General features: G+C 52.8%; 13 protein-coding genes and 1 pseudogene. 6 read left to right on the top strand and 8 right to left on the bottom strand.

What is annotated here, in order from left to right; genetic code table 11:
* Window positions 1-63 precede the first annotated feature (63 nt).
* A complete protein-coding gene (locus D6C13_RS16440; RefSeq protein ID WP_120133788.1) occupies window positions 64-756 on the bottom strand; it encodes a TetR/AcrR family transcriptional regulator in 693 nt (230 codons plus the stop codon).
* 110 nt (window positions 757-866) lie between these two features.
* Between D6C13_RS16440 and D6C13_RS16435 the strand changes: the two are divergent.
* Window positions 867-1,664: pseudogene (locus tag D6C13_RS16435) on the top strand (sugar phosphate isomerase/epimerase family protein); the annotation flags it as partial.
* Window positions 1,665-1,686: 22 nt separating this feature from the next.
* Here the strand turns inward: D6C13_RS16435 and yieH are convergent.
* Window positions 1,687-2,352, bottom strand: a complete 666-nt coding sequence (yieH, locus tag D6C13_RS16430) for a 6-phosphogluconate phosphatase (protein ID WP_120133786.1) — start codon at window positions 2,350-2,352, stop codon at window positions 1,687-1,689.
* A gap of 152 nt (window positions 2,353-2,504) precedes the next feature.
* Between yieH and D6C13_RS16425 the strand changes: the two genes are divergently transcribed.
* On the top strand, window positions 2,505-3,842 hold the full coding sequence (locus D6C13_RS16425) for an NCS2 family permease (RefSeq protein WP_120133785.1): 1,338 nt from the start codon (window positions 2,505-2,507) through the stop codon (window positions 3,840-3,842).
* Window positions 3,843-3,917: 75 nt separating this feature from the next.
* On the opposite strand, the gene D6C13_RS16420 is transcribed toward D6C13_RS16425, so the two are convergent.
* Together D6C13_RS16420 and D6C13_RS16415 are read right to left on the bottom strand one after the other, a co-directional pair.
* Window positions 3,918-4,487, bottom strand: a complete 570-nt coding sequence (locus D6C13_RS16420) for an NADPH-dependent FMN reductase (protein WP_120133784.1) — start codon at window positions 4,485-4,487, stop codon at window positions 3,918-3,920.
* 90 nt (window positions 4,488-4,577) lie between these two features.
* On the bottom strand, window positions 4,578-5,303 hold the full coding sequence (locus tag D6C13_RS16415) for a 4'-phosphopantetheinyl transferase family protein (RefSeq protein WP_120133783.1): 726 nt from the start codon (window positions 5,301-5,303) through the stop codon (window positions 4,578-4,580).
* A gap of 323 nt (window positions 5,304-5,626) precedes the next feature.
* Between D6C13_RS16415 and D6C13_RS16410 the strand changes: the two genes are divergently transcribed.
* From D6C13_RS16410 to D6C13_RS16395, 4 genes are all read left to right on the top strand, one after another.
* Window positions 5,627-7,522 carry a methyl-accepting chemotaxis protein gene (locus D6C13_RS16410; protein ID WP_120133782.1) on the top strand — a complete coding sequence of 632 codons (1,896 nt, stop codon included), beginning with the start codon at window positions 5,627-5,629 and terminating at the stop codon, window positions 7,520-7,522.
* Window positions 7,523-7,871: 349 nt separating this feature from the next.
* A complete protein-coding gene (locus D6C13_RS16405; RefSeq protein ID WP_120133781.1) occupies window positions 7,872-8,594 on the top strand; it encodes a gluconate 2-dehydrogenase subunit 3 family protein in 723 nt (240 codons plus the stop codon).
* On the top strand, window positions 8,594-10,372 hold the full coding sequence (locus D6C13_RS16400; protein ID WP_120133780.1) for a GMC family oxidoreductase: 1,779 nt from the start codon (window positions 8,594-8,596) through the stop codon (window positions 10,370-10,372). The genes D6C13_RS16405 and D6C13_RS16400 overlap by 1 nt, the downstream gene beginning before the upstream one ends.
* A gap of 70 nt (window positions 10,373-10,442) precedes the next feature.
* Complete coding sequence (locus D6C13_RS16395; RefSeq protein ID WP_120133818.1) at window positions 10,443-11,699, top strand: c-type cytochrome; 1,257 nt, start codon at window positions 10,443-10,445, stop codon at window positions 11,697-11,699.
* Window positions 11,700-11,774: 75 nt separating this feature from the next.
* Here D6C13_RS16395 and mnmE read toward each other — a convergent pair whose 3' ends face one another.
* The 4 genes from mnmE to rnpA form a co-directional block, all read right to left on the bottom strand.
* Entirely contained in the window at window positions 11,775-13,139 is a 1,365-nt protein-coding gene (mnmE, locus tag D6C13_RS16390) for a tRNA uridine-5-carboxymethylaminomethyl(34) synthesis GTPase MnmE (protein WP_120133779.1), read from the bottom strand.
* A gap of 114 nt (window positions 13,140-13,253) precedes the next feature.
* The gene (gene yidC, locus D6C13_RS16385; RefSeq protein WP_120133778.1) at window positions 13,254-14,888 is read right to left on the bottom strand and encodes a membrane protein insertase YidC; all 1,635 of its coding nucleotides are present in this window, start codon (window positions 14,886-14,888) and stop codon (window positions 13,254-13,256) included.
* 2 nt (window positions 14,889-14,890) lie between these two features.
* Window positions 14,891-15,148 (bottom strand): membrane protein insertion efficiency factor YidD, encoded by a 258-nt coding sequence (yidD, locus tag D6C13_RS16380; RefSeq protein ID WP_120133777.1) that lies wholly within the window; start codon window positions 15,146-15,148, stop codon window positions 14,891-14,893.
* Window positions 15,112-15,471 carry a ribonuclease P protein component gene (rnpA, locus tag D6C13_RS16375; RefSeq protein WP_071823635.1) on the bottom strand — a complete coding sequence of 120 codons (360 nt, stop codon included), beginning with the start codon at window positions 15,469-15,471 and terminating at the stop codon, window positions 15,112-15,114. The genes yidD and rnpA overlap by 37 nt, the downstream gene beginning before the upstream one ends.
* Window positions 15,472-15,475: the final 4 nt, after the last annotated feature.

The raw sequence follows: 15,475 nt of genomic DNA, 5'->3' as shown, positions 1-15,475 counted from the left end.
CAAAAAAGGCCTCTTACGAGGCCTTTTTGCTGTCCGCTGTATATCAGCGTCCGATCAGCGCAATTACTTCATCACATAACGCAGGGCAACCATCACCGCCAGCTGGCGATAATGGGCGGTCTGCAAATCCACTTCATCGGGATTTTCAAACAACGCACCGAACGTGTACTGGTTAGCGACCTGATGCACGCACAGGCTGCTGATCAGACGGTGAACGTCGCGGGCCTGGGCATCTTCTTTGAAAAGATGGCTTTGCTTGCCGCGCGCGAGAATATCTTCCAGCAGCGTTAATGCTGTTTTGTTGATTTCACGGATGCTGGTGGACTGACGAATAAACCGGCCACGCAGCATGTTTTCCGTTGAAACAATACGAATGAATTCCGGATGTGAAACGTGGAAATCAAAGCTGGCTTCGACCAGTTTGACGATAGCCTCAGCGGGCGGAAATGACGAGAGATCCAGATCCAGCTCGTGCTGACGGATGCCACGGTAAACGTGCTCCAGCACCAGCATGTACAAGGCTTCTTTGGTCTTGTAGTGATAGACCACCATACGTTTCGTGGTGTTAGCGTTGGAAGCGATATTTTCCATGCGCGCGCCCATCAGACCGGATTCTGCGAATTCAGCCAGAGCGCTGTCGAAAATGCGCTGCTTCAGTCCTATCGGATCATTTTTACGTCCCGGCGCCGGGGAACTTTGGCTGCTCAGCGTCTTATCCTCATCATTAACCCCATTCTCGCCACAGAGATTAACCATTGCTTCGCTCAGTTACAATCTGTGCGTTCATACTACTTCGCTGCACTTGACGAACGTGGCGTGAGGGTCCACTACTGTAAGTATCGAAGCCTGACTAAAAGGACGCTATTTTGCCTGCAACCCCCCGTTTACGTTCGATTGCGACAGTTTCAGTCCCGGGAACCTTGCCTGAAAAACTCACGGCGATTGCTGCTGCGGGATTTGATGGCGTGGAAATATTCGAAGACGATTTGCTTAAAAGCCCGATCAAACCAGCGGCTATCCGTAACCTTGCCGATTCCCTTGGCCTGCGTATTTTCCTGCTGCAACCTTTCCGTGATTTCGAAGGCGTTCCGGCAGAAAAACGCATCGAAAAACTGGCCAGCGCGCGCCGTCAGTTTGACCTGATGCGTGAACTGGGCTGCAATCATTTACTGGTATGCAGCAACACTGACCCCGAAAGCTCGTCTGAACGTGATGTGCAGATTGCAGATCTCGCGGCGCTGGCCGAAATGGCGGAGCCGTATGATGTCCGCATCGGCTTTGAAGCGCTGGCGTGGGGTAAACACATCAACCGTTACCGGCACGCGTGGGATCGCGTACGCGAAGTCAATCATCCGGCGCTGGGCATTGTGCTCGACAGTTTCCATATTCTCGCCACGGGCGACAATCTTGACCGGCTGGACGAAGTGCCGCTGGATAAAATCAGCTTCCTGCAACTGGCTGATGCGCCGTACAAAGACATGAACGTGCAGCAATGGAGCCGCAGTTACCGCTGTTATCCGGGGCAGGGTGATTTACCGCTGGTGGATTTCGTCAGTACGCTGAACCGAAAAGGCTTTACCGGCCCGTGGTCGCTGGAAATCTTCAATGATAAAACCCTGCCGCTGGCGGATGGCCTGCGATCCTTAAGCGAACTCGAGAAGCGGATGCAGGCTTACGAAAAATCTCTCAGCGAGTAATCTGATACCCCATCTGGCGCCAGATCTCCGGCAGCTCACGCATGTCGTGGAACGTCGTGACCAGCGGATGATCGAGCGGCGGGTTATGCGGGTCTGCGCAGTAATAAAATACAGGGATCCCGGCGGTGATCCCGGCCTGCGCGCCAGCGACCGAATCTTCCACCAGAATGCAATTTTCTACCGGCACGTTCATGACATCGGCGGCTTTATACAGGACAGCCGGATCGGGCTTCCAGCGCTGTAAATCATAGCCGCTGAATAATTTGTCACCCATGAAAGACAGTAAACCGGTCAGGCCGAGAGAGTGCTGCATTTTGGTGACCGGGCCGTTGGAGACGACGCACATCGGCACGGTGATTTGCTCCAGCAGCTCGCGTGCACCGTCAATCGGCTCAAGTTTACTGTCGAAAAGACGCGCGACGTGCTGGCGGAATACCACTTCCATTTCTTCTTTCGGCACGTCGATACCGTGCTCTTTATTGACGATCGCGACGATTTCATAAAGCTTCACGCCTTTATATTTCTTGTACATTTCGTCGAAAGAAACCGTCACACCAAAATGCGCAAACATCTCGACATAGGCTTCGCAGCACAACAATTCACTGTCCACCAGCGTACCGTCGCAATCAAAAAAGACACATTTAACTTGTGACATACTTTCTCCCTGTGAGTGTTTCATCTATTGACGTGCATTATGGCACTGTACCCGAACGATAGATTTAATCCCATACATCCAGTGCTGGCGCTTTTGAGCTAAAATCCTTAGGATACCCCCCGATTGTTTTCCCCCCATTTTGGAACTCACCAATGAGCACACCACAGAGCAATGCGACTGCGGGTAAAGGTCTGGCTGAACGTCTGTTTAAACTGACTCAGCACGGCACCACCGTACGCACCGAAACTATCGCCGGTTTAACCACCTTCCTGACCATGGTCTACATCGTTTTCGTGAACCCGCAAATTCTGGGTGTCGCGGGCATGGATAAACAGGCCGTCTTTGTGACCACCTGTCTGATTGCCGCGTTCGGCAGCATCCTGATGGGCGTTATCGCCAACCTTCCGGTCGCTCTGGCACCGGCGATGGGTCTGAATGCGTTCTTTGCTTTTGTCGTCGTGGGCGCGATGGGCGTTTCCTGGCAGGTCGGGATGGGCGCGATTTTCTGGGGCGCAGTCGGTTTGCTGCTGCTGACCATTTTCCGCATCCGTTACTGGATGATTGCCAACATTCCGGTCAGCCTGCGCGTGGGGATCACCGCCGGTATCGGGCTGTTTATTGGCATGATGGGGCTGAAAAACGCCGGCATCATCGTGCCGAACCCGGACACTATCGTGACCATCGGCAATCTGACCTCGCACAACGTGCTGCTGGGCGTGCTCGGTTTCTTCATTATCGCCGTTCTGGCGTCGCGTAACTTCCATGCCTCAGTGCTGGTGTCGATTGTTGTCACCACCGGGATTGGCATGATGATTGGTGACGTGCATTACACCGGCTTCTGGTCGATGCCGCCGAGCATCACCACGGTTGTCGGTCAGGTGGATCTGAAAGGCGCGCTGAATATTAGTCTGGCGGGAGTCATTTTCTCCTTCATGCTGGTAAACCTGTTTGACTCCTCCGGTACGTTGATCGGCGTGACCGACAAAGCGGGTCTGGCGGATGAAAAAGGTAAATTCCCGCAGATGAAACAGGCGCTGTACGTAGACAGTATTTCATCTGTCGCGGGCGCATTTATCGGAACCTCTTCCGTCGGCGCTTATATTGAAAGCACCTCCGGCGTTTCCGTTGGTGGCCGTACCGGTCTGACAGCAGTCGTTACCGGTTTACTGTTCCTGCTGGTTATCTTCATTTCCCCGCTGGCGGGCATGGTGCCGGAATACGCAGCAGCCGGTGCGCTGATTTATGTCGGCGTACTGATGACTTCCAGTTTGGCACGCGTTTCATGGGATGATCTGACCGAAGCAGTTCCGGCGTTCGTGACCGCGGTGATGATGCCGTTCAGCTTCTCGATCACTGAAGGTATCGCGCTGGGCTTCATCTCTTACGTGGTGATGAAACTGGGCACCGGCCGCTGGAGAGAAATCAGCCCGTGCGTGGTGGTAGTCGCGCTGCTGTTCGTGCTGAAAATCGCGTTTGTAGACGGGCATTAATACGCTGACGTCTGCTTAACGCCGATAAAAAGACAGCCCGTATTTGCGGGCTGTTTGCATTTCTGATGACCGGAATTATTTGCTGACGCGACGGGTATAGTCGGCAAACGCGGTCAGTTGGCCGCGCAGGAAGTCCAGCGTGCCCTGATCCACCACTTCGCCCGTCTGCTCATCTACTTTGCTCTGAATGACGCCACCCATGAATTCAGGTTTGTTCATGACCATAGCATCGAGGAAAACCAGAATCTGGCGCAGGTGATACTGGCACCGTGCGCCACCGACCGGTCCCATTGAACTGGTCTGGATGAGCACAGGCTTACCGGCCAGCGGTTGGTTTGGCAGGCGGGAAATCCAGTCGATGGCATTTTTCAGGCCACCCGGCACGGAATAGTTATATTCCGGCGTGACGATAATGACGCCATCAGCCTGACGAATTTGTTCCGCAATGGCTTCTATATCCGCCGGAAAGCCCTCTTCTTGCTGAATATCCGCATCATAGAGCGGGACAGTACCCATGGACGGCAACGCTTCAATCGTGATGCCTTCAGGGGCGACATTCGGCAAGGTACGCGCCACCATGGCGTTGTAAGACGCTTTACGAAGACTACCTAACAGTGTGACAAACTTCAGTGGTGTAACTGACATGGCTAACTCCTGTTATGGATGATTTTCCGAAAGGGCTGCCTGTAACCATAAACGAAAATCGACACGGCGGAGGAAAACAAACGTGAAGTTTTATTTAGCGGGCGGCAGGCTGATGAATTTCATAAAGTGCGGTGATTCGGATTGCTGGTCTGTGGAGAGGGTTTGCGTGCGGGTAAAGCCGTTTTCGGGTTCATAGCGCCAGCACTGCAACCGGATGATCGAGGGCGATTGCGCGCAGGACCAGGTAATCGACCCTTCAATGTCACTCATCACCTGCGCCTCCGGAGTCACGGTAGATCGCAAACGGCCAGAAGCCGGATTCAGGCTGAGCGTCAGCGGGCTCTGATCGTTAAGGCCGGACATCTTCAGCATGCTCTGGCGGATACACCACAGTTGCAGCGAGGATTCCACCGGATCCGATTGCATGGCAATCCAGGTTTTTTCCACTGCGGAAAGTTGTAACTGCTGTTGCGGATTCACCAGCGCACTGCGGGCATGAATAATTTCGAGGTCGAGACCGACTTTTCCTTCGCTGCTGATTAACACGCCGACGGTGCTCCCGGCATACGCCAGGCTGAAATCAGGGAGATCGGAGGATTCAAAACTCGGGCGACCGCTGGCCAGTGTGATGATGTGAGGAAGTTCAGCAATTCCGTACAGGTAGAAAATCATTTCTGCCAGCAGAACGCGGCCATTCAGGAAACGCCTGCGCTGTTTTTCGGAAAGGTGTCTTGCGGATAATACGATCTCTCTGGGCAACCGGTGTGTATCCGGTTCTGCATCCGTCATTGCCCATCTTGCAAAATGGCACGCCATTGTTCACTCCATGATTAATGGTTCGACCGTATTTTCTCTGTTCTCGTAAAGAATAACATTAAGAGAAATCATTAAAAACCGCTTAAAACCCGCATTGGCGCACACTTCCTTCTCTTTTCAGACAGTTTTCCATCACCGAAAAGTGAAATTAATCACGTATTTAAACGCTTATTGAGAGGAGAACGCGCTGGAATGATGTTCTGGATTTTCACCCATACGATCCTGACACCAGATATATCTACTATAGCAACATAAAGAAACGTCAGATAATGCCGTTACTAGTTAAGCAGCGATCTCGCTGCTTTGCCTGTGAGTACCCTAAAATGTTAAAAACAACGCAATCCCGCTTTATCGCATTGATCAGCTTGTTTTTTATTGTGCTGGTCATCGTTACGCTCATCGTGATCCAGGTCTTTATTGCTCCTCAGCTGAAACAAACAGAAAGTAATCTGGTGGCTAATCAGGTAGATGATGTGGCGGTCGCTATTAACGATCGTCTGAACAAAGTTGAGTCTCAGGTACGCACAATCACCCAGACTGTCGCACAAATGGACAGTGACAGTATCGACCGGTTGCTGCCTGCGCTGGTCGATCAGTACGGGGACGCCGCCGTGTTTGGTGGTGGCATCTGGCCGCTGCCAAACCAGCGCGACCCGGCAAAAATCAAATTCAGCACCTTCTTTGCCCGTAATAGTAATAATCAGCTGACGGTGAATACTTTCTGGAACAGCGCAGACTCGCCAAACTATTTCGATCAGTCCTGGTATCTCGCAGCTTCCAAAGGTGAAAAAGGTCAGTGCGTCTGGGCTCCTGCCTATTTCGATGACGCCAGCACCCAACCGCGCACCAACTGCGCCATGCCGATTTATAAAGGCGACAAACAGTGGGGTGTGGCCACCATCGACGTGACGCTAGGTTTCTTTAACCAGCTGGTGACGGAAATGGAGAAAAAGGTTCACGCGACGATTTATATCGTCGAGAAAGACGGCACCATCGTGGGTACCAGCCATTCCACGGATGAAAAATTGCCGAAGCTGGCGTCTCTGGGCGAAGGCTCACCGCTGGCGATGCAAATCCGCAAAAGTCTGGATCAGATCAACGACCAGTCAAGCCTGGTCGCTGATTACGACAGCGACGGCACCTCGCATACGATGTTCATGAGTAACATTCAGGGGCCGTGGTATATCGCCACCGACATGCCAACTCGTCAGCTGCTGGCGCGCAGCCACAGTATTCTGGCAAGCCTTGGCCTGGTGCAAATCCCGATGGTCTTACTGCTGCTGATTGTGCTGATTGCGGCGATTAAAGTGTTTATGCGCCAGCTCGGCGCGCTGAACAAAAATATCGCTCAGCTTTCTGCGGGTGGTGCAGATTTAACCCAGCGTTTACCGGAAAGCCGCAGCCCGGAGTTCAATCAGATCAACCAGAGTTTCAACAGCTTCCTGTCTTTCCTGCAATCGATTCTGCGTCAGGTCGGTGACAGCAGTCTGGCGATCACCTCGGCGTCGCGCCAGATTGCCAGCGGTAATCTCGACTTATCCGCGCGAACTGAAGAACAGGCCAGCTCGATTGTTGAAACGGCAGCCTCAATGGAACAGCTGACCAGCACCGTGAAACAGAACGCCGCCAATGCGGAGGGCGCTAATCAGCTGGCGCGTGATGCATCGGCAGTAGCGGAAAGAGGCTCCGAAGTGGTGAAACAGGTGGTCGAGACGATGGGGTCGATCACCCGTTCCTCACACAAAATCGTCGATATCATCAGTGTGATCGATGGCATCGCCTTCCAGACCAACATTCTGGCGCTGAATGCGGCGGTTGAAGCAGCACGTGCCGGTGAACAGGGGCGCGGCTTTGCGGTGGTAGCTTCCGAGGTGCGCAGTCTGGCGCAACGTTCGGCGACCTCTGCGCGTGAAATCAAAAAGCTGATTGAAGATTCGGTGGCGGATATTTCCACCGGCAGCAATCTGGTGGCGACGGCGGGGACGACCATGGATGAAGTCATGGGCGGCGTGAATAACGTGGCGACGCTGATGAACGAAATTATGTCTTCCAGTCAGGAGCAAAGTCTGGGCATCGAGCAGGTTAACGTCGCCATTACGCAGCTCGATAACGCCACGCAGCAGAACGCCGCGCTGGTCGAACAGGTTTCTGCCGCCGCGCAGGCGATGCAGGATCAGACCGTGCAGCTGGAAACTGTGGTCGCTGGCTTTAAGCTCTGAGAAGTGGTTATAGCGTACTGAAACCTAATGCCCGAAGCACAACACTTCGGGCATTTTCTTAATAAATAGGGTTTTTTTGCTGCCTTTTGAAAAAATAGCACAATTTATCCGCAAGTCTGATTCCCTCTTTTTTCGCCTCTCCCTTTCCTTTTATTCTGCCGCTTGCTTTTTAAACCCTCCTTGGCCTGTGGTTATTCTTGTATGGCAGTAGAATATTTTTTCGGCAAATAAAGACCGGGCATTTTGTAATCATTTGCAACCTAACCCTGGTTAACAATCTATATACAAAACCCTATTATTTTAAGCGAAATTGTTTATTGATTGTTAATGATTAGTGTGAGGATCACCTATGTCGGAAAAAAATAATATCCCGTCCTCGAGACGTGGATTTCTCAAAAAGACACTCGCCTTAGTCCCTTTGGTGGCGACAGCCTCAACCGGCGCGCTGGCGCTTTCCCCAAAAAACAGTAAAGCGGCCGAGGGTGTTTCCCAGCACTACGTGCCGATTTTTTTCAATAATGAAGAGTGGCGTTTTCTGCTGGCCGCTTGCGAACGTCTGATCCCAACCGATGCCAACGGGCCGGGCGCGGTCAGTCAGGGCGTGCCGGAATATATCGACAAACAGATGGAGCTGCCCTACGGCCACGGCGGCCTGTGGTACATGCATCCCCCCTTCGTCGAAGCTGATCCCACCCTGGGTTATCAGTCTAAACTGACGCCGCGTGACACCTATCGGCTGGGGATCAAAGCCGTGGATGCTCACTGCCAGCAGCAGTTTCAGAAGAAATTCGCCGATTTAACCGTACCTCAGCAAAACGACCTTTTGACCTCCCTCGAAGCTAACCATCTCAAATTCGATGAGCTGACCGGCAATGCATTTTTCAGCCTGCTGCTGCTGAATACCAAAGAGGGCTATCTGTCAGACCCGATCCACAGTGGCAACCAGAGTCTTGCATCGTGGAAGCTGATTGGTTTCCCTGGCGCCCGCGCCGACTACAAAGACTGGGCAGGGAAACATAACCAGGCGTATCCGCTTGGCCCGGTCAGTATTTCCAGCAAGAGGAATGCGTAATGAGTACTCAAAAGAATAAGCATGTTGATGTGGTGGTGGTAGGACTGGGCTGGACGGGCGCCATTATGGCGATGGAACTGGCGGAGGCAGGTCTGGAAGTTCTGGCGCTGGAACGTGGCGAGCAGCGTGATACTTACCCTGACTTTGCTTACCCGCGTATTGCTGATGAGCTGACTTACGGTATCCGCCTGAAGTTATTCCAGGAAACAGCGAAAGAGACGGTTACCGTACGCCATACCTCGGCAGATTTCGCCGTGCCTTATCGCCAGTTCGGTGCATTCCTGCCAGGGAACGGCGTCGGTGGTGCCGGGGTTCACTGGAATGGTATGCAGTGGCGTGCGCTGCCTGCGGATCTGACCATGCGTTCAACCGTGGTGGATCGCTACGGCGAGAAATTTATCCCTGCCGATATGACCGTGCAGGATCATGGGGTGACCTATGATGAGCTGGAACCCTTCTTCGATAAATTCGAGCGGTTGTGCGGGACTTCCGGTACGGCGGGGAATATTCAGGGCAAGATCATCGAAGGCGGCAATCCGTTTGAAGCACCGCGCCAGCAGGGATATCCGACGCCCGCGCTGACGCAGCTCTATTCGGGCTCACTGTTTGGTGACGCCGCGAAGTCACTCGGCTTCCATCCGTTCCCTATCCCGGCGGCTAACGCTTCAGAATCTTACACTAACTTTTATGGCGTGCAGTTAGGTGCCTGTAACTTCTGCGGTTTCTGCGAACGTTTTGGTTGTTACAACTACTCTAAAGCTTCCCCGCAAAGCACGATTTTGCCTGCGCTCTATCAGAAGAAGAACTTCTCACTCAGAACGCGCGCACAAGTGGTGAGTATCAACACGGATTCCACCGGCAAAAAAGCCACCGGCGTGACTTACATTGATGCTTATGGTGAGAAAGTCGAACAGACGGCGGATCTGGTGATCTTAAGCGCTTTCCAGCTGCATAACGTCCGCCTGCTGCTGATGTCGAAAATCGGTACACCTTATGATCCGAAGACCGGCGAAGGCGTGGTGGGTAAAAACTTTGCCTACCAGATGAACAGTGGTATCTCGCTTTTCTATGATGAGAGTAAAACGTTCAATCCGTTTATCGGCGCCGGAGCCGCCGGCACGGTGATCGATGACTTCAATGCTGAAAACTTTGATCACGCCAAACTCGGTTTCATCGGTGGTGCATACATCTCGGCAGTCCGCACCGGTGGTCGTCCGATCCAGCAAATGTCGTTACCTAAAGGCACCCCGACCTGGGGCAGTGGCTGGAAGCAGGGCATTAAAGATAATTATCTGCATTCGATGTCCATTGGTTCCGAAGGATCGGTTATGCCCTATAAGCAGTGTTACCTCGATCTCGATCCTACTTATAAAGACAGCTATGGCTATCCCTTACTGCGCATGACCTTTGACTGGCAGGATAACGAATACAAAATGACCGATTTCGTCACTCAGGAAATGAAGAAAATCGCCAAAGTGATGAATCCAAAAAGTATGTCGGTCAGTCAGCTAAAACCCGGCGACCATTTTGACGTGAAACCTTACCAGTCTACGCATATCACCGGCGGCGCGATCATGGGTGACTCACCGAAAAACAGCGTTGTGAACAAATATCTGCAGAGCTGGGATGTGCCCAATCTGTTTGTGCTGGGTGCTTCTGCGTTTCCGCAGAATCTGGCCTACAACCCGACGGGCGTGGTGGGGGCGCTGGCCTATTTTGCCGCCAATGCCATTCGTACTCAGTACTTAGCCCATCCGGGACCTTTGGTTCAGGCATAATCAGGACGATATCATGATCAAAGAAAACAAGAGTTCATTATGGCGCTGCGGATTATGGCTGGGCCTGGGAATGACCGGTATGACGCTGACTGCTCAGGTTATGGCGGCAGAAAACAACGACATCAGTGCGCAGATTAAACAGGGTGAATACCTTTCCCGTGCCGGTGACTGTGTGGCCTGCCACACTACGCCCGGAGGCAAAAGTTTCGCAGGTGGCCTGAAAATGAGCACACCGGTAGGGGCCATCTACTCGAGTAATATCACACCGGATAAAAACACCGGTATCGGTAATTACACTGAGGAGGATTTCAGCAAAGCCCTGCGTGAGGGGATTGCCAAAGATGGCCATCATCTTTATCCGGCGATGCCTTATCCGTCATTTAGCAAAATGTCCGACGCCGATGTACATGACCTGTATCTCTATTTCATCCATCAGGTTCCGGCGGTTGATCAGAAGAACCGGGACAGTGATATTTCGTTCCCGCTGAATATGCGCTGGCCGTTAGCAGTATGGAACAGCGTCTTCCTGGAGAAAAAGCCCTATCGATCTGATCCGCAGCAGACCGCTGACTGGAACCGGGGTGCCTATCTGGTTCAGGGCTTAGGCCATTGTGGCAGTTGCCACACCCCGCGTGGCATTGGCTATCAGGAGAAGGCGCTCGACCAGAATGACAGCGATTATCTTACCGGAGGTACGCTCGAAGGCTGGCATGCACCTAACCTGCGCGGTGATGCTACCACCGGCCTGGGACAGTGGAACGAAGAGGAGATCAGTCAGTTCCTCGGGCGCGGGCACACGGAGCGCTCAGCGGCCTTCGGGTCGATGGTGGATGTGATTCAGGACAGCACCCAGTATCTGAACGATAGCGATCGTCATGCTATTGCGGTGTACCTGAAGTCCCTGCCAGCGAATGGCAAAGGCGGTGTGCAGGTCAATAACAACAGTACCACTGAGGCTCTGCAGAAAGGGGATGTCTCGAAGACCGGTGCACAGGTCTATCTGGAAAACTGCTCGGGCTGCCATCTCTCCAGCGGACAGGGAGAGAAAAATGCCTTCCCGCAACTGGCGCAGAACCCGGCAGTGCTGAGTGATGACCCCTCTTCGGTGATCAATATTGTGTTAAACGGCTCTCACGCGCCGAAAACACAGGCCGCGCCGACGGGTCTGGCGATGCCAGGCTTTGCATGGCGGCTTGATGATCAGCAGGTCGCGGATGTGGTGAACTTTATCCGCAATGGATGGGGGAATCAGGCGTCTGCGGTCAGTGTCTCGCAGGTGAAAGAACTACGTAAACTCACGAAACCTGCCGAGCCTAAAAATCCGTAAGTAACAGATAAGTAGCTAAAAAATGAGAGTAAGTGATTGCTCGCTTACTCTCATTCATCACGGATCGAACCTGAATTATTTGCCGATACAGAAGCTTGAGAAAATACGGCCCAGCAAATCATCTGACGTAAATTCGCCGGTGATTTCACTCAGTGACAGCTGTGCCAGACGCAGTTCTTCTGCCAGTAATTCACCGGCCCATGCACCGAGCAGCTGGTCTTTACCCTGAACCAGATGCTGCGCGGCGTCTTCCAGCGCGTGCAGATGACGGCGGCGGGCGAGGAATCCCCCTTCCATATTGTGATTAAAGCCCATCACCTGTTTGAGATGATCACGCAGCAAATCCACGCCATCACCGGTACGTGCGGAAAGGCGGATAAGTGAGTGACCATTCACTTGGGTTTGTCCCAGCGCTTCGCCGGTGATATCCGCTTTATTTCGCACAACGACAATGGGTAACGTCGCTGGCAGACGGGCCATAAACTCCGGCCAGATCTCTGCAGGTTCCGTTGCCGCTGTTGTCGTGCCATCGACCATAAACAGCACTAAGTCGGCCTGTTCAATCTCATTCCACGCACGTTCGATACCAATGCGCTCCACTTCGTCACTGGCTTCTCGTAGACCGGCTGTGTCGATGATGTGCAACGGCATCCCGTCGAGGTGGATATGTTCGCGCAAGACGTCACGCGTGGTACCGGCAATGTCGGTGACAATCGCGGCTTCGCGGCCGGCGAGAGCATTCAGCAGGCTGGATTTACCGGCGTTCGGACGGCCGGCAATCACCACTTTCATCCCTTCACGCAGCAGACTGCCCTGACGCGCTTCAGCACGTACGGCATCGAGATCACCCATCACCGTATTGAGTTTTGCCTCGATTTTACCGTCAGACAGGAAGTCGATTTCTTCATCAGGGAAGTCGATAGCTGCTTCGACAAAGATCCGCAGGTGAGTGAGTGCTTCCACCAGATGATGAATTCGGTTCGAGAATGCGCCCTGTAATGAGTTAACCGCCGAACGCGCGGCCTGCTCAGAACTGGCGTCGATAAGATCGGCAATCGCCTCGGCCTGCGCCAGATCGAGCTTATCGTTGAGGAAAGCACGCTCAGAGAATTCGCCCGGACGCGCAATACGTACGTTTTCCAGCGCGATGATGCGTTTTAGCAGCAGATCCAGGATCACCGGGCCGCCGTGGCCTTGCAGTTCAAGCACGTCTTCACCGGTAAAGGAGTTCGGGCCGGGGAACCACAGCGCGATACCCTGATCCAGTGTGCTGCCGTCTGCATCCTGAAACGGCAGATAATCGGCATAACGTGGCTTGGGCAGTTTACCTAAGACAGCCTGTGCCACATCACGCGCCGCACGGCCGGAAATGCGCAAAATGCCTACACCACCGCGTCCTGGGGGCGTTGCCTGGGCAATGATGGTATCTGAGGTGCTCATAACGTTTGATCTCTTCGGGTCTTTTTACGGATATGCAAAAGGCGGTCAAAATGACCGCCTTTGTCTTTAATCATCAAGTTTAGCTGTCAGGACGAAAGCCGCCCCGACATTCACTTATGACTTTTTCTTGTCGCGGCTATGCAGGCCACGTTTTTCCAGCCCGCGATAAATCAGCTGCTGCTGGAGGATGGTTACTGTATTACTGACAATGTAGTACACCACCAGACCAGACGGGAACCACAGGAAGAACACGGTGAAGATGACCGGCATGAAGGTCATGATCTTCTGCTGCATCGGGTCAGTGACGGTCGTCGGCGACATCTTCTGAATGAAGAACATCGTAAGACCCATGATGACCGGCAGAATGTAGTACGGGTCTTGCGCTGACAGGTCATGGATCCACAGGATGAATGGCGCGTGGCGCAATTCAATGGAACCAGACAGCATGTAATACAGTGCCAGGAAGATTGGCATCTGAATAACCAGCGGCAGACAACCACCCAGCGGGTTCACTTTCTCAGACTTATACAGCGCCATCATTTCCTGACTCATGCGCTGTTTGTCATCACCGATACGTTCACGCATGGCGGCCAGTTTCGGCTGCAACATACGCATTTTCGCCATCGACGTGTACTGAGCGCGGGTCAGTGGGTACATGATACCGCGGACAATAAAGGTGATAACGATGATCGAGAAGCCCCAGTTACCGACAAACCCTTGAATGAATTTCAACAGTTTGAACAGTGGCTGAGAGATGAACCATAACCAACCGTAGTCAACAGTCAGGTCAAGGTGAGGCGCGATGGCTGCCATCTTGTCCTGAATCTCAGGGCCGACCCACAGGGTGGAAGCCACTTGTTGTTGTGCACCTGGTGCAACGGTAAACGGCGTGCCTTTGAAACCAATCGAAGAAATGCCGTTATTGGTACTGGTAAAGAAGTTGTTGGTGTCTTTCGCTGACGGGATCCACGCAGTCGCAAAGTACTGCTGCAGCATCGCAACCCAACCGCCCTGAGTGGTGACATTCAGCACTTCGCTCTTATCGAACGCGTATTTCTGATATTTGTCATCGCTTGAGGAGTATGCCGCGCCGCGGAACGTGTGCAGAGCAAAGTTATTGCTACCGGTATCACGGTGCTTAGGCAATTCGGTGGTTTGTTTCAGTTGACCGAACAGGGTCAGTTCAAGCGGAGCTGCTGTGGTGTTGTTGATGTTGTATTCAACGCTCACCGCATAAGAGCCACGTTTGATCACGAAGGTTTTGGTGTAAATCACACCGTTTGCCGCCGTGTAAGTCATCGGAATGCGCAGTTCAGACTGGCCTTCAGACATCGTGAAGGTATCCGAGCTGGTCTGGAACAGAGGACGTTCGCCGTTAGCCGGATTATCTGGACCGTTTTTACCTGTCAGACCGCTTTGTGCCTGATAGAGGAAATTAGGTGTGGTTTCCAGTAACTGGAAAGGCTGGTCAGAGCCCAAAGAAGTAGGGTAAGCAGTCAGCAGAGCCTGCTCAATGTCGCCGCCACGGGTGTTGATTGTTAATGACAGCACATCACTGTTAACTGTAATTAATTTGCCCTGACCGCTACCAGGAACAGCCTGGTTAGCAGCATCACCGTTTGCAGTGTTCGCAGTCTGTTGCGTGGTCTGGTTGGCCGGTTGCGGAGCGTGGTCCGTTTGCCATGCCTGCCAGATCATGAAAGACACGAACAGCAGAGCGATGAGGAAAAGATTGCGTTGCGAATCCATCGTTAGAGTTCTCTGTTATTGTCGGTTTTCGGCGGTACGGGGTCATCACCACCTGGGTTCAAAGGATGGCATTTTAATACGCGTTTCAAAGTCAACCAACTGCCTTTTAACATGCCAAAACGACCAATTGCTTCAATACTGTATTGAGAGCAGGTTGGTCGAAAGCGGCAATGTGGCCCGAGCAACGGACTGATGAATAACTGATAACCACGTATCAGACTTATCAGGATGCGGGAGCCTGTCGGCAATGTCGACGCCATAATTTCTCCAACGCTTCCGTCAGCGCGCGATTATCTAAATCGGCGACACCCTTCTTGGCGACCACCACAAAATCCATCGACGGCAGCGTATGTTGATTCAACCGGAAACTTTCGCGGGTTAGGCGTTTAATCCGATTGCGTTCATGTGCGCGTTTGACGTGTTTTTTTGCGACGGTGAGACCGATGCGGGGATGCCCCAGCTCGTTCAGGCGGCCGAGTATAGTGATTTGCGGCGTGCCAGCCCGTTGTGGCTGCTGGAAGACGAAAGTGAAATGACGGGGAGTTAACAAACGTAACTCCCTGGGAAAAGCGAGCTTAACCACTAAA

It is taken from the genome of Rahnella woolbedingensis, from assembly GCF_003602095.1.
GTDB classification, from domain to species: domain Bacteria; phylum Pseudomonadota; class Gammaproteobacteria; order Enterobacterales; family Enterobacteriaceae; genus Rahnella; species Rahnella woolbedingensis.
This window is presented reverse-complemented; position numbering and strand designations above follow the sequence as displayed.

What these genes read in the sequence shown, in the direction of transcription:
- D6C13_RS16440 (WP_120133788.1), bottom strand. Translation starts at nt 756, where the DNA reads ATGGTTAATCTCTGTGGCGAGAATGGGGTTAATGATGAGGATAAGACG.
- yieH (WP_120133786.1), bottom strand. Translation starts at nt 2,352, where the DNA reads ATGTCACAAGTTAAATGTGTCTTTTTTGATTGCGACGGTACGCTGGTG.
- D6C13_RS16425 (WP_120133785.1), top strand. Translation starts at nt 2,505, where the DNA reads ATGAGCACACCACAGAGCAATGCGACTGCGGGTAAAGGTCTGGCTGAA.
- D6C13_RS16420 (WP_120133784.1), bottom strand. Translation starts at nt 4,487, where the DNA reads ATGTCAGTTACACCACTGAAGTTTGTCACACTGTTAGGTAGTCTTCGT.
- D6C13_RS16415 (WP_120133783.1), bottom strand. Translation starts at nt 5,303, where the DNA reads ATGGCGTGCCATTTTGCAAGATGGGCAATGACGGATGCAGAACCGGAT.
- D6C13_RS16410 (WP_120133782.1), top strand. Translation starts at nt 5,627, where the DNA reads ATGTTAAAAACAACGCAATCCCGCTTTATCGCATTGATCAGCTTGTTT.
- D6C13_RS16405 (WP_120133781.1), top strand. Translation starts at nt 7,872, where the DNA reads ATGTCGGAAAAAAATAATATCCCGTCCTCGAGACGTGGATTTCTCAAA.
- D6C13_RS16400 (WP_120133780.1), top strand. Translation starts at nt 8,594, where the DNA reads ATGAGTACTCAAAAGAATAAGCATGTTGATGTGGTGGTGGTAGGACTG.
- D6C13_RS16395 (WP_120133818.1), top strand. Translation starts at nt 10,443, where the DNA reads ATGACCGGTATGACGCTGACTGCTCAGGTTATGGCGGCAGAAAACAAC.
- mnmE (WP_120133779.1), bottom strand. Translation starts at nt 13,139, where the DNA reads ATGAGCACCTCAGATACCATCATTGCCCAGGCAACGCCCCCAGGACGC.
- yidC (WP_120133778.1), bottom strand. Translation starts at nt 14,888, where the DNA reads ATGGATTCGCAACGCAATCTTTTCCTCATCGCTCTGCTGTTCGTGTCT.
- yidD (WP_120133777.1), bottom strand. Translation starts at nt 15,148, where the DNA reads ATGGCGTCGACATTGCCGACAGGCTCCCGCATCCTGATAAGTCTGATA.